Here is a 13313-nt window from a genome sequence, read left to right as displayed (position 1 = left end):
CGCAACGGTCCCTTGAGCGGGACCGAACCTCGAAGCTAGTCCATCGCCACGTCGCGCAACAACTCCAGAGAATCCAGAGCCTTGCCCGCGCCGATGGCCACAGCCGTAAACGGATCGTCGCCGCGCACGATCGGCAGTTTGGTCTCGGCTCGCAGAAGCTGGTCGAAGTCTCGTAGCAACGCACCGCCGCCAACCAGCACGATGCCCCGATCGACGATGTCCGCAGACAACTCCGGAGGCGTGCGCTCGAGCGTATGCTTCACGGTTTCGACGATCTGGTGAATCGGCTCCGTGAGCGCCTCGCGCACTTCTTCACTCGACATGACCACCATCTTCGGAACACCGGCGACCAGGTCGCGGCCCTTGACCTCCATGGTCTTCGCGGGACCCTGACCGAGCGCGGTGCCAATCGTAATCTTGATGATCTCTGCGGTGCGCTCGCCAATCATCAGATTGTGCTTGCGCTTGACGAACTGGATGATCGCCTCGTCGAGCTTGTCGCCGCCGACGCGTACTGAACTGGAGGTCACGATATCGGCCAGTGAGATGACGGCGACATCGGTCGTTCCGCCACCGATGTCGATCACCATATTTCCGGTGGGTTCGGTCACGGCCAGACCTGCACCGATCGCGGCGGCCATGGGTTCTTCGACCAGGAAGACTTCGCGCGCACCCGCCGAGCTAGCCGACTCGCGAACCGCGCGCTTTTCCACCGACGTGATACAAGGCGGCACACAGATGACGATGCGCGGGCGAACCAGGCGACGGCGATTGTGCGCCTTCTGGATGAAGTAGCGCAGCATCGCTTCGGTGACTTCGAAGTCGGCGATCACTCCGTCTTTGATCGGACGGATCGCTTTGATGCTCCCGGGCGTGCGACCGACCATCTCCTTGGCTTCGCTACCGACGGCCAGCACACGACGTGTTCCATTGGGCCCGTCGGCGACTGCGACCACCGAAGGTTCACTGCAGATGATCCCGCGATCACGCCCGTACACCAGCGTATTGGCGGTGCCGAGATCAATCGCGAGATCGTTGGAGAACAAGCCTGCGAACCATTTGAAGATCATTGTCTCTCCGAGATATCAGCTAGCCACGCGCTCATACGCGAACCCACCGGTCCTGTGTGTGCACGCATGCAATACATCGGCAGACAGGAGCGGATCCTGAAGCAATGCTGCGGCCTTCCGCCGGGAAGTGCCGCTCGCCGAAGCAGGGCTTCGGGACGGGCTCGGCGCATTGATCGCCACGGCGCGAAGCGAGGCGGTGCGAGTGCGGGCTAGGGCTAGGGCTAGGGCTTCGAGGGTCGGGAGCCGACGGGCGCGTCGAGCAGGGACAGGAGTCCCTGTACACGCGTTCTTACGTCAGACAGTCGATCTTTTTGTGCGGCGATCTCGGCGTCGCGTTCGCTCACCGTGTTTTCCAGAACGCCCACGCGGTTTTCGAGCGAGGAGATCTGGGCGGCGCCATCGGCGAGTTCCATGCGGCTCCAGATCAGCAATGCAATACAGACCGCCAACAGCAGGCCAAGCAACACGGGAATCCGACTGGGCGTCTCCGTGTTTCCAGGCTCGTCTGGTTCGAAGACGAGACGCTCTTCGGGGGTTTCGGGAACGGCGCGAAGCTTCGGATCAGCAGACATACGAAGTCAGCTCTGGATGACCAGTTTTGAGAGCGAAGTCCGGCGCAGATTGGTCTTCTGGATCGTGCGAACCAGTTCGGTGACCTTTTCCGTATCGGTCTCGAACGGGTTGTTGCAGATCACGCGCACGTTCAAGAGATTGCCCAGTCGAATATTGGACCAGTCCAGGTCGTACTGGATATTGTTCTGCCGAGCGAGCTTGATGAAGTCGCCACGCATGCGCGCGCGGGTGTCTTGCGGCGGTTCGGTCTTGGCCTTCTCGATCTCGGCATCGGAATAGAGCCGATCCACGTGGTCCTGGCGCTCGAGCAGGTAGAAAAAGCCGCGATCGCGCCTGATGTCGTGGAATTGCAGATCGATCATGAACACGCGTGGATCATGCCACGAGATGTTGTGTCGTTTGATGTACTGGCGCAGGAGTTTGCGCTTGATCACCCAGTCGATCTTCCGGTCGAGCTTTTCGGGATCGTCGTCGAGGCAGTCGAGGATGTACGCCCACTGCTCCACACCTTCTCGGATCTGATCGCTGACCGGAGCCTGCTCGATGTAGCGCTGGGCCATCTCACAATACTCGCGCTGGATCTCGATCGGCGAGTACTCGCGTCCGTTCTCCAGACGCACCTTGCGTTTGCAGGTCGTGTCGTACGAGATGTCCTTGATCGCCTTCACCGGGTGGCGGAGCGTCAATTCCTTATTGATGAAGCCGTCCTCGATCATCTGGAGAACGACCGCGCAGGTCGCGATCTTCACGAAGTTCGTGTACTCCGACATGTTCGAATCGCCCACGATTACGTGCAGCCGTCGGTACTTTTCGCGATCGGCGTGCGGTTCATCGCGCGTATTGATGATCGAGCGATCGTTGGTCGTGGTACCGGAGATCTTCTGGTAGATGTGCTGGGCACGCTGGCTGACGCAGTAGTGAACGCCGTCCTGGGTCTGAAACACCTTGCCTGCGCCGGAGAAAACCTGGCGGGTAACCAGGAACGGAATTAACTGCTCGGCCAGGTAGTAGAAGTCGACGTCACGATCGACCAGATAGTTTTCGTGGCAGCCATAGCTATTGCCGACGAAGTCTGTGTTGTTCTTGAAGATAGAGAGCTTGCCCGGGACGCGTTCCTCCCGAATCTTCTCTTCCGCATACAACTGCAGATCTTCGAGAACTCTCTCACCGGCGCGATCGAAAATGACCAGATCGCGCGGGCTGGCGCACTCGGGCGTCGCGTACTCCGGGTGACACCCCGTGTCCTGATAGAAGCGGGCACCGTTTTCCAGAAACACGTTCAGGAAGTGTTCGGTGGTGATGAGCTTTTCGAAAAGGAAGCGGATCGCCTTCTCGACCGGCAGAGTCTTGCGACCCTCCGGTGTGAAGATGATCCCATACTCCGTTTCTAGCCCGTAGATCCGCTTCTGCATAACTATCCGCTCAGGAGGCTCTTGATTTCCTCTGGCTTGAGGCGCTTGAATCTGCGACCGGTCTGCGTGCGATCCAGGACCGCAACCTCGAGACTCTTCTCGTCCAGATCGTCCACACCCGAGCCGTTACCGGAAAGCGCTTCCCGACCCAGAAGAACCGTCTCGTCGAGCGGCATGCTCGCCTTCCAGCGGGTCGCCAGCATATCGAGCAGCTTGTCGCCATCTCCGCCGATCGCGGCGTAGTGAGTGTGGTCGATCATGCTTCCATCGTACCGAATCTGGAAGAAGGTGCTGCTGTCATCGTGCACCTCGACCACCAGAACTTCGACCTCGAAGGGCTTCATCTCCCGCGTGAAGACCGAACCCAGCACCGTGGAGTATTCATTCGCCAGACCCTTGGCGGAAACGTCCTCACGCGAGAACGCGAATCCGCGCTGATCCGCATAGCGAACCCCGGCCTTCCGCAGGTTTTCATACTCGTCCAGCTTGCCCACACCGCCAAACGCGATGCGATCGTAGATCTCGGAGAGCTTCCGCAGACTTGCACTGCGGTTCTCGGCCATCATCACCACGCCGAGTTCGTACTCCAGCGCAACGAGCGGACGACCGCGCGAGATCCCTTTGCGCGCGTACTCTGCGCGCTCCTGGTAGAGCTGTTCGGGTGGAACGTAGAACGGTGTACTCATCTAGGCGGCCTCTCGACGTGCGAGAATGCGCTCGCGGGCGGCGAGGACCTCTGCCTCGGGAACGTCCACTGCGCCTTCTTTATTTGCGAACTTCGCGATCGGGTAGATCCCGCGCGAGATATCGAAACCACCGGTCGCGGTATCTTCGTCGGCGGCTTCCATGAGCGCTTCGATCGCAATCTCGGTGGCCTGCTCTCTGGATAGATTGCTGTGCCAGGCCCGCTTCAAGCTCGAGCGCGCGTCCTTGCCACCGGAACCGGTTGCGTAGAAGTCCGTCTCCCGATAGCGACCACCGGTGATGTCGAACTTGTAGATCCGGCCCTTGTCGGAATCGTGGTCGTAGCCTGCGTACAGAGGCATGACGGCCAGCCCCTGCATGGCTGCCGGCAGATTCTGGCGCAACAGGAAGCTGAGACGATTGGCCTTGCCCTCGAAGGTGAGTTCCTGTCCGTCGAGCTTCTCGAAGTGCTCGAGTTCGAGCTGGAACATCTTCACCATCTCGATCGCTGGACCCGCCGCACCGGCGATCGCCATCATGCAGGTGTGATCGATGCGAAAGACCTTGTCCATGTCGCGCGTCGCGACCTCGTGACCCGCAGTGGCCAGACGGTCACCCGCCATCAACACACCGCCGTCGTAGGTCAGTGAGAGTACGGTGGTACCGTGAGGAAGCTCGACGGTGGTCCAGTCCATATTGCCGAAGTCCGGAATCAACCCGGGGGCATCGGCTTTCAAGAATTCGTAGAAGCTCGCCCCTGTGTAAGTCTGACCTTTGAACACAGGCTTACTCGCCTCCGCGCTGAACGTAGTTCTTGACGAACTCTTCGGCGTTTTCTTCGAGGACCTCATCGATCTCATCGATCAAGCTGTCCATCTCTTCTTTCAGATCCTCGCCCTTCTTGGCCATCTTCTTGCTTCCGCCCGAGTCGGCCGACGCCTCATCTCCGGAATCGCCGTCGCCCTGACGTTGCTTCTGGGACTGGTCTCCGGCCGCGCCGGGTATCGAATAACCCATGGCCTGTGCCCTCTTCATGATTTTCATGTGAGCCTCCTAAAAGGATTACGACGTCAGATTCCGAACCAAGGTTTCAGCACTCGTGCTCGCATCGAGGAGCTCCTGGACGTGTGCCTTGGTTCCCTTCAGCGGTTCGTTCATCAGGATCCGCTTGATGGGTTCATCACCTACGTTGAATGAAATGGAATCCCAGTTCACACCAAACACGGCTTCCGGATAGCGGCGAATGCACTCTCCTCGGAAGTAGGCCCGTGTGTCGGTCGGTGGTTCGATGATCGCGCGCTCGATCTCTTCATTCTCGACGATACGGTCGATCTCCCCGCGGCGCTCGAGCAGGAAACAGAGTCCCTTGTCCGGGCGAACATCGTGGTATTGCAGATCGAGCATGGCGATCTGCGGATGCAACCAGTCGACCGAGTGGCGGCGCATGTAGCTCTGCATGATCTTGTGCTTGATCACCCAGTCGACCTCGCGATCCAGCTGAAATGGATCGTCGGCCAGCTTCTCGAGCACGGATTCCCAGCGGGCCAACACGTCCTTGGTAACCGGGTCGATCTCGCGCGAACTGTAGTAGCTCAGCGCCAGCTCCAGATACTCCTGCTGGACCTGCACCGCGGTCATGCGACCGCCTCGCTCCATCGAGTACTCGCGCTTGCACGCCGTATCGTGCGAGACTTCCTTGATCACCTTGACGGGTTCACTGATCGCCATCTCGCGATCGATTACACCGTCTTCGATCAACGCCAGGACGATCGCACTGGTGCCCACGCGCAGGTACGTGGAAACTTCGGACATATTCGAGTCGCCGACGATCACGTGCAGGCGCCGGTACTTCTCGCGGTCGGCATGCGGCTCGTCGCGTGTGTTGATGATCGGTCGTTTGACCATCGTGTCGAGCGCGACCTCGGTCTCGAAGAAATCTGCGCGCTGCGAAATCTGATAGTCGCATTGCATGGCGCGATTTTCGCTGCCGACCTTACCCGATCCGCAGAAGATCTGGCGCGTGACCAAGTATGGCGTGAAGTGCTCGACCACTTCCTTGAAGGGTGTACGACGATTGATCAGGTAGTTCTCGTGATTGCCGTACGAGTTGCCCTTGCGGTCGCTATTGTTCTTGTGAATCAGGAGTTGCTGACCCGGCGGGAGCAGTGCGGTAGCCGCGCGGCGGGCCAGTTCCATGGTCCGCTCACCTGCGCGCTCGTAGGCGATCGCTTCGCGGACGTTGGTCACTTCGGGAGTCGAGTACTCCGGATGAGCGTGGTCGACATAGAAGCGAGCACCGTTTCGCAATGTCTTGTTGCGAGCGATGTTCTCCTGCTGGTTGGGTGTGTGTCGTTCACCCTCTACCTGGAATCCCCGCGCATCGGCCAGCGGATTCTCCTGGTCGTAGTCCCAGAGGATCTGCGCGTCGTCGTGGTCGTGATAGGCATTGACCAGCAGGACGCAGCTCGAGATCGGATCGAAGTCCGGGTCGCCCTGGACTGTGATCCCATACTCGATTTCCGTGCCCAGTACACTGGGAAGTGGCATTCTTCTCCCGTCTTCGCCTTAGCTGGTCTTTAGCCGAGGCCGCCCACCGGACCTTGCTCGCCTAGAGATATTGACCGGATCCTCCGACGGTCTCGATCGAGCGCTCGTTTCGGTTGATTCCGCTGATCAAGGTGCGCACGTTGATGATGCGCTCACCCTTGCGTCCGGAGATCCGAGCCCAGTCGTCGGGGTTCGTCGTGTTCGGGAGATCCTCGTTCTCCTTGAACTCGTCCCGAACCGAGTCGAGCATATCGTCGATATGGATTCCGCCGTCGCCATTGGTGATGGCGCGCTTCACGGCCCGCTTCTTTGCGCGGTCCACGATATTGCGCAGCATGGCGCCGCTGGAGAAATCCTTGAAGTAGAAGATCTCGCGCTCACCCTTGGCATAGGTGACCTCGAGGAACTTGTTCTCCTCGGTCTCGCCGTACATTGAATCAATCGTATCCGTGCAGAGCCCGCGCACGATTGCACCCGGATCGTCGCCGAAGCGCTTCTTCGCGTCTTCGTGGAACGGCAGGTTCTCGGTCAGATACTTGATCAGGATCTCACGAGCACCGTCGCGCTCCGGGCGGTGCACCTTGACCTTCAGATCGAGGCGCCCTGGACGCAGAACTGCGGGGTCAATCAGATCCTGGCGGTTCGACGCGCCGATCACGATGACGTTGCGCAGCGACTCGACGCCGTCGATCTCCGACAGGAACTGCGCGACGACAGTCGCTTCCATGTCCGAGGAGATGCCAGAGCCGCGCATGCGGAACAGCGAGTCCATTTCATCGAAGAAGATGACGACAGGAACGTCCTCTTCCGCCTTGTCTCGAGCGGTCTTGAAGACCTCTCGGATCTTGTGCTCCGTCTCACCGACGTACTTATTGAGCAGCTCCGGGCCCTTCACGTTCAGGAAATAGCTCTTCGCCTCCCCGCCGCGAACCTCAGCGATACGCTGCGCGAGGCTGTTCGCCACCGCTTTGCCGATCATGGTCTTGCCGCAGCCCGGAGGTCCGTAGAGCAGGATACCCTTGGGCGGCGACAGGTCGTAGCGCTTGAACTCGTCTGCGTGCAGGTATGGCAACTCGATCGCGTCGCGTAGTACTTCGATCTGATCGCCCAGGCCTCCGATGTCTTCGTAGGTGACGTCGGGAACCTCTTCGAGCATGACCTGGTCGACGGTCGACTTCGGCAACTTCTCGACGGCGAAACCCGTGCGCGGATTGACCAGCACATTGTCGCCCGCCTTCAGCTTCTCGCGACGCATCGGCTGGCTGAGACTGATCACGCGCTCCTCGTCCGCATGGCCGAGCACGATCAAACGGCCGTCGTGCAGCACGTCCGAAACCTGCATCACCTCACCGCGGTGGTCGAAGTCGGTCGAGTCGACGATATTGAACGCCTCATTCAGCACGACGAGCTGACCTTCCATCAGTTCGTCGGTGCGCACGTTCGGATCCGCGTTCACACGCATCATCTTGCCGTCGACGTTGATTTCTACTGTGCCATCCTTGTTGGCGTGCTCGAACAAGCCGTAGGTATTCGGCGGAGCACACAGCTTGTCGACTTCCTGCTTGAGGAGATCGATCTGCTGCTTCGCGTCCTGCAGAGTTCCGACCAGCTTCTCATTCTGCTGTTCGGCGTCGTACACCTGCTGGCGCGCGCGATCGTAGCGCTGGCGCAGGAGTTCGTACTCCATCAAGACACGCTCGACTCGCCGCGTCAGATCGCTGGCCTCAGGTCCGAGGAAGCGGAGTGCGTCGCGCAGACTTTCGAGGTCGTCCACCTCGCTCTGCACCGGATTGTCTTCGCCTTCGCCCCCTCGCGTGGAGATGCGCTTCATTACGTCGCGCACGAAGCCTCGTCTACCCGAACCAGATCCAGACTCGCTCATTCGCCTTCCTCGCCTTTCGACAATCCCAACAGACCCGCGGTGATTTCATGCGCCGCGGGGTCCCCAGTGCTGCAATCGACATACCAAAGGGGAGTTACGGCCGACCGGGAGGTTGCGCTCAGTCGCCATGCGCGCTTCGGATGCCTGTCGTGCTCGACGACACTTAGTTCTGCGAAATCGTTATCTACCTGAAAAACCGATGGAATCGAGCATTCCATTGCGGGTCGAACGAAAACGGAAACCGGAAATTCAGCGATTGCCGACGGGAGCGCGCACATCAACGGCGGCGACGACTGGATCCCGGCGAGATCCCCAAGCGGTTGAAATTCAAGAATCACTAATGAAAACGCCCAGTTAGATCGGAAGTAGACTGTACCAAAACGATTCGCCTTTTCAATTGGAGCCGCACCCATCGTGGGCAGAAAGCCCTTGTATTCCAAGAAGTTCCGGAAGAATCTCGCACCTCGAATCAGGCCCTGGTGCGTCACAGAATGCGCAGCTGGATTCCGGCAGTTCATTGACGGGCTTGTGTCGAGAGTCCGGCGCCTTGGGGTGAGGGCTGCGTACCGCGGAGGTGTTCTGAGGAACCATTTGGGTACTCGGCTTCCGTTTTCTGAAGGGTTCGACGGAATGAACAACGGGGGAGTTCAACGCAGATCGATGACCTCGGTGCCGTCGGGGACCCGAATCTGGAACTCTGCGGGCTCGGCCCCCCCGTTCTCGGTCATCTCTTCGAATACCAACCGGGTCTCGTTGCCGAAGAGGTCGACGAGACCCGACTCGCGCATCTCGTGCGTCTTTGGGTCGACCCAGAGCTCGAGCACCTCGAAACTCGCGTCGTCCCTGGATGTCAGTCGCAATCCGATCTCCGGGCGTTGTTTGGCGAGGATGCGCTCGGCACTGAAGATCTCGCGCAATACTCCGTCGCCCATCAGGAAACTCAACGCCGTCGGCGAAACGGTCCCCTCGGACATCGGAGCGATCTGTAGTTGCTTGTCTTCGGGATCGAAAATCCGGATCGACTGGCCATCGAGAACGATGATGCGCCCGTCGGGCGGCGCGTACTGCCAGCGCATCTTGCCGGGACGCTGGACCAGAACGCTGCCGCGCAACTCGGTGGTCTTTCCCAGCGCTGCGCTCGTACTCCGCTGCAGGAAATCCGCGCGAAGATCGCGAACTCCGCGGTAATGAGTCTGTATTGCGTCGAGTTCTGCGATCACCTCGGCGTCGCTCTCGACGGTCGCGGGTCCGTTGCCCAGCAGGACGGGAGCAAATAGCGCAAGTGCGAAAAACCCGAGGCGGATTGAAAACCTATTCCTCAGGTGGCCGGACGAAGATGTCACGGGGCTTGGTCCCTTCCTGCGGACCGACCATCCCATCGGCCTCCATCTGTTCGACGATGCGAGCCGCCCGGTTGTAGCCGATCTTCAGCTTCCTCTGGATGAAGGAAATCGAAGCGATTCGGTGGCGAGCGACGATATCGACTGCTTCGTCGAAATACTCGTCGTAGTCCTCGCCTCGCTCTTCTTTGCGTTCGCTCTCCTCGGTCAGACGCACCAGGTTCGAGTCAAATTCTGGGGAACCTTGAGTGCGCAGGAAGTCCGTCAGCGCCTTGACCTCCTTCTCGGAGATATACGGCCCGTGGATGCGCTCGATCTTCGAGCTGCCCGGCGGCGTGTGCAACATATCGCCCATTCCAAGCAGCCGCTCTGCACCGTTTGCATCCAGAACCGTTCGCGAGTCGGTACGGGAACTGACCTGGAAGGAGATTCGCGCCGGGAAGTTTGCCTTGATGATACCCGTCAGAACGTCGACGGACGGCCGCTGCGTGGCGAGTACCAGGTGAATACCGGCTGCGCGCGCCATTTGCGCCAGGCGCATGAGCGATTCTTCGACGTCGCGCGATGCGACGATCATCAGATCGGCGAGTTCGTCGATCACGACGACGATGTACGGAAGAGGCCGCGGCACGATGTCATCATCGGGCGCGGGTCGCGAGGCCGCGAGTTCCTTCGCAATCAGCTTGTTGTACTGCTTGATGTTGCGCACGCCACGCTTCGCCATGAGTTCGTAGCGCTCTTCCATCTTGTTGACTACGCCCATCAAGGCGGCCGAAGCGCGCTTCGGATTCGTGACGACTTCCGAAATGAGATGTGGAATACCGCGGAAGAGCGAGAACTCGAGCATCTTTGGATCGATCAGAAGCAGCTTCACGTCGTCGGGCGTGGAGCGAAACAAGATGCTGCTCAACAGTCCGTTCAGGAAAACCGACTTTCCCGTTCCGGTCGCTCCAGCGACCAGCAGATGCGGCATCGATGCCAGATCCGCACAGACCGGGTTGCCGAAGATGTCCTTGCCCAACGCAATCGTCAGCTTCGATTCCGCTTCCTGGTAGCTCGGATGCGCGAGGCTGTCGCGAATCACCACGACATCGCGTTCGGCGTTCGGAACCTCTACGCCGACGACGTTCTTGCCTGGAATCGGTGCGACGATGCGGATCGACATGGCGCGCAGCGCCAGAGCCAGGTCGTCGGCCAGATTCACGATGCGCGAAACCTTCACTCCGGGAGCGGGCTCGAACTCGTACATCGTGATCACGGGACCCGGGTGCACTTTGACCACGCGGCCCTTCACACTGAAGTCCAGGAGTTTCTTTTCGAGGATCTGCGAGTTCTTGATCAGGAATTCCCGATCCAGATTCGGACTCGACTCCGGTCCCTGTGCCAGAATCTCGAGGTCGGGTAGCTTGAACGGCCCGCCGCGCGCGCGATCGTCAAACGGCAGGGTCTCCTGTTTGGCAGGTCGGTGCACGACGATCTTGTGTTCGACCACCTCCGGTACTCCGGCCGTTTGTACGGGGGTCTTGGAATGCGGAAGAGGTCTGTTCTCGACCTTCGGCATCGTCGAAGGCGTTTCGATGTGTTTCTGTGCGAGAGCTTCCTCCCGCGCTTCGCGATAACTCTCCAGTCTTCGCGCCACGCGCGCACGAGTGACGCGCACGAGCTGGCCGATCTGGCGACCGACCGCGCGAAAACCGCGCCGCAGCGTCAACCACGAATCGCGCAGCGAAATCCCGGTGGCGACCAGCAGACTGAGCAGCGAAGTAATGCCGAGCACCAGACTCGTGCCCGCCAGATAGACCGCCTTCGAAAGCAGAGCGACCAGTTCCACCCCGATCGCCCCACCGGCGGACACCGACACGATTTCGGGAAACGCGTGTCGCAGAATCTCGAAGCTCGCGGCCAGACTGATCGCAAATACGCCCCAGGCGAGCAGCGGAATCCAACGCGGCCGCAGGGGGAGGCCGCGCAGATAGCGCAGGGCGACCACGACGGAAGCGATCGGCAGCATATGCGATGCATAACCCAGGGTTCCCGCCAGACCGAACGCGATCAGTGCGCCGACCGGGCCGCAGCGGTTCTCCACGCTCTGCCCAAAAGCCCACGCGGGATCGGCCGGGCTGTAGGTCAGCAAGCTGACCTCGAGAAAGCCGGCCACGGCGAACAGGGCGATCGCGATCGCTTCACCTTCGATGCGCCCGGGGACGCGTGACTGCGTTTCCTTGCGCGCGGTGGAGCGGCTCGACTTCGTCTTCCTAACAGATTTACCCAAGAACCATTGCCCCCAAACCAATCAGAGTGCAGTACACAGCGAAAGGCAATAACCGGCGCTCCGCAACTAGCCATTGCAACGCCTTCAACGAAAATGCACCGGTCACAAACGCGGCCGCAAAACCGGCTACGAAAGGAACGACCTCGATCGCGCCGGTCCCTCCCTTCATCAACTCCAACAAGTTTGCACCCGCGATCGCAGGAATCGAGACCAGCATCGAAAACTCGACCGCCGTCGCCGCATTGACGTCGCGAAACAGCGCAGCCGCGATCGTAGAGCCCGAGCGCGAGATGCCCGGCATGACGGACAGACCCTGTACGACTCCAATCAAAAGCGCATCGCCCACGCCAAGACTCTCTGCGCTTCGTTCGCGTCTTCCCATCCGCTCAGAAAGCAGAAGCAATACTGCAGTCACGAGCAGTGCTGCACCGACCCAGCTGGGATGCTCGCGAGCCGCTCCGACCAGACCTCGCATCGCCAGACCGATGATCGCGGTCGGCACGCTGGCCAGGGCCAGAAGCAATAACCAGCGACGATCGGTCCGCACGGCTCCGTCGAGTTCGGCGGGCCGGGATACAAAAGACCAGGCTGCGAGTAGCAGATGCAGGATTCGCCGGCGCAGGATCAACACGATCGCCAGCAGGGTTGCCAGGTGCAGGATCGTGTCGAACAACAGGGCCGGTTGCTCCGCGCCCGGAAGCAGACTCTCCGCCAGAACCAGGTGCCCGGACGAGGACACTGGAAGGAACTCGGTCGCACCCTGGAGGACACCGAGTGCCAGCGCTTGAAATACCGTCAAAGTCCTCCTCGCAGCCCGTTGCCGGGGGAACGGCGCGACCAGAGCGCTCGCTCGCGGATATTCCTGGATGCTACGGCGAGTGTTCGCCTTCGGAGGGACTGTCAGGTTCGGAAACGGGGGGCCGGATCGCAAGAAGCCGGGGGCAGGAAGGCAGCGATGATCTCTTGCGCTTCGCTAAAACGGGGTCGTTTCGGCCCGCGCTCCGTCGCTGCTGTGCTAATTTGTCGGTTCTCGCCCCCCGCTATCCCGGAGGAATCCCCCTAATGGCAGCCATCAATAAAGTCATCCTGGTCGGCAATCTCGGACGTGACCCCGAACTGCGCTACACGCAGCAGGGCACGGCCGTCGCGAATTTCACCGTGGCCACCACGGAGAAATACAAGAACAAGAGCGGCGAGAACCAGGAAAAGACCGAATGGCACAAGATCGTGGCCTGGGATCGCCTCGCCGAGATCTGCGGCGAGTATCTGGCCAAGGGCAAGCAGGTCTACATCGAGGGCAAGCTTCAGACCCGAGAGTGGGAAGACAAAGAAGGCAATAAGCGCTGGACCACCGAAATCGTGGCGCGCGACCTTCAAATGCTCGGCCGGCGGGGAGACAGCGGCGGAGGCGACTACCGCCCAGCGCAGGGTGGAGCCAGTAGCAGCGGCGCAGACCCGATGAGCGGCTCGGCCGGAGCCTCGGACGACGAAATCCCCTTCTAGCGAAATCCGCCCTTCTAGCGAAATCCGGTC

Annotated in this window: 13 protein-coding genes; 1 reads left to right on the top strand and 12 read right to left on the bottom strand. The window is 60.2% G+C overall.

Features of this window, described 5'->3' with window-relative positions; genetic code table 11:
* Positions 1-35: 35 nt before the first annotated feature.
* From GY725_07515 to GY725_07460, 12 genes are all read right to left on the bottom strand, one after another.
* Positions 36-1070: a rod shape-determining protein gene (locus GY725_07515; GenBank protein MCP4004027.1), complete on the bottom strand. Its 1035-nt coding sequence runs from the start codon at positions 1068-1070 to the stop codon at positions 36-38.
* A gap of 221 nt (positions 1071-1291) precedes the next feature.
* Entirely contained in the window at positions 1292-1642 is a 351-nt protein-coding gene (locus GY725_07510; GenBank protein MCP4004026.1) for a hypothetical protein, read from the bottom strand.
* Between the two features lie 6 nt (positions 1643-1648).
* On the bottom strand, positions 1649-3055 hold the full coding sequence (locus GY725_07505; protein ID MCP4004025.1) for a proteasome accessory factor PafA2 family protein: 1407 nt from the start codon (positions 3053-3055) through the stop codon (positions 1649-1651).
* Between the two features lie 2 nt (positions 3056-3057).
* The gene (prcA, locus tag GY725_07500) at positions 3058-3741 is read right to left on the bottom strand and encodes a proteasome subunit alpha (GenBank protein MCP4004024.1); all 684 of its coding nucleotides are present in this window, start codon (positions 3739-3741) and stop codon (positions 3058-3060) included.
* Positions 3742-4590 carry a proteasome subunit beta gene (prcB, locus tag GY725_07495; protein ID MCP4004023.1) on the bottom strand — a complete coding sequence of 283 codons (849 nt, stop codon included), beginning with the start codon at positions 4588-4590 and terminating at the stop codon, positions 3742-3744.
* Positions 4526-4756 carry a ubiquitin-like protein Pup gene (locus tag GY725_07490; protein MCP4004022.1) on the bottom strand — a complete coding sequence of 77 codons (231 nt, stop codon included), beginning with the start codon at positions 4754-4756 and terminating at the stop codon, positions 4526-4528. Before GY725_07490 ends, prcB begins: the two co-directional genes overlap by 65 nt.
* Before the next feature lie 45 nt (positions 4757-4801).
* Complete coding sequence (locus GY725_07485; protein ID MCP4004021.1) at positions 4802-6286, bottom strand: proteasome accessory factor PafA2; 1485 nt, start codon at positions 6284-6286, stop codon at positions 4802-4804.
* A 61-nt stretch (positions 6287-6347) separates the two neighbouring features.
* Positions 6348-8168 carry a proteasome ATPase gene (gene arc, locus GY725_07480; GenBank protein MCP4004020.1) on the bottom strand — a complete coding sequence of 607 codons (1821 nt, stop codon included), beginning with the start codon at positions 8166-8168 and terminating at the stop codon, positions 6348-6350.
* Positions 8165-8608: a hypothetical protein gene (locus GY725_07475; GenBank protein MCP4004019.1), complete on the bottom strand. Its 444-nt coding sequence runs from the start codon at positions 8606-8608 to the stop codon at positions 8165-8167. The genes arc and GY725_07475 overlap by 4 nt, the downstream gene beginning before the upstream one ends.
* A gap of 207 nt (positions 8609-8815) precedes the next feature.
* Positions 8816-9511, bottom strand: coding sequence for an outer membrane lipoprotein carrier protein LolA (locus GY725_07470; protein ID MCP4004018.1), 696 nt, complete (start codon positions 9509-9511; stop codon positions 8816-8818).
* On the bottom strand, positions 9480-11780 hold the full coding sequence (locus tag GY725_07465; GenBank protein MCP4004017.1) for a DNA translocase FtsK: 2301 nt from the start codon (positions 11778-11780) through the stop codon (positions 9480-9482). The genes GY725_07470 and GY725_07465 overlap by 32 nt, the downstream gene beginning before the upstream one ends.
* Complete coding sequence (locus tag GY725_07460) at positions 11773-12579, bottom strand: undecaprenyl-diphosphate phosphatase (protein ID MCP4004016.1); 807 nt, start codon at positions 12577-12579, stop codon at positions 11773-11775. The genes GY725_07465 and GY725_07460 overlap by 8 nt, the downstream gene beginning before the upstream one ends.
* 263 nt (positions 12580-12842) lie before the next feature.
* On the opposite strand from GY725_07460, the gene GY725_07455 reads away from it, so the two are divergent.
* Positions 12843-13283 (top strand): single-stranded DNA-binding protein, encoded by a 441-nt coding sequence (locus tag GY725_07455; protein ID MCP4004015.1) that lies wholly within the window; start codon positions 12843-12845, stop codon positions 13281-13283.
* The last annotated feature ends 30 nt before the right edge of the window (positions 13284-13313 follow it).

The sequence above is a fragment of the bacterium genome, from assembly GCA_024226335.1.
Classification (GTDB): domain Bacteria; phylum Myxococcota_A; class UBA9160; order SZUA-336; family SZUA-336; genus JAAELY01.
This window is presented reverse-complemented; position numbering and strand designations above follow the sequence as displayed.

Excerpts from the sequence above, each read along its gene's own strand:
- GY725_07515 (MCP4004027.1), bottom strand. The coding sequence starts at position 1,070 with ATGATCTTCAAATGGTTCGCAGGCTTGTTCTCCAACGATCTCGCGATT.
- prcB (MCP4004023.1), bottom strand. The coding sequence starts at position 4,590 with ATGAGGTCCTCGAAGAAAACGCCGAAGAGTTCGTCAAGAACTACGTTC.
- GY725_07455 (MCP4004015.1), top strand. The coding sequence starts at position 12,843 with ATGGCAGCCATCAATAAAGTCATCCTGGTCGGCAATCTCGGACGTGAC.
- GY725_07490 (MCP4004022.1), bottom strand. The coding sequence starts at position 4,756 with ATGGGTTATTCGATACCCGGCGCGGCCGGAGACCAGTCCCAGAAGCAA.
- GY725_07505 (MCP4004025.1), bottom strand. The coding sequence starts at position 3,055 with ATGCAGAAGCGGATCTACGGGCTAGAAACGGAGTATGGGATCATCTTC.
- GY725_07485 (MCP4004021.1), bottom strand. The coding sequence starts at position 6,286 with ATGCCACTTCCCAGTGTACTGGGCACGGAAATCGAGTATGGGATCACA.
- prcA (MCP4004024.1), bottom strand. The coding sequence starts at position 3,741 with ATGAGTACACCGTTCTACGTTCCACCCGAACAGCTCTACCAGGAGCGC.
- arc (MCP4004020.1), bottom strand. The coding sequence starts at position 8,168 with ATGAGCGAGTCTGGATCTGGTTCGGGTAGACGAGGCTTCGTGCGCGAC.
- GY725_07510 (MCP4004026.1), bottom strand. The coding sequence starts at position 1,642 with ATGTCTGCTGATCCGAAGCTTCGCGCCGTTCCCGAAACCCCCGAAGAG.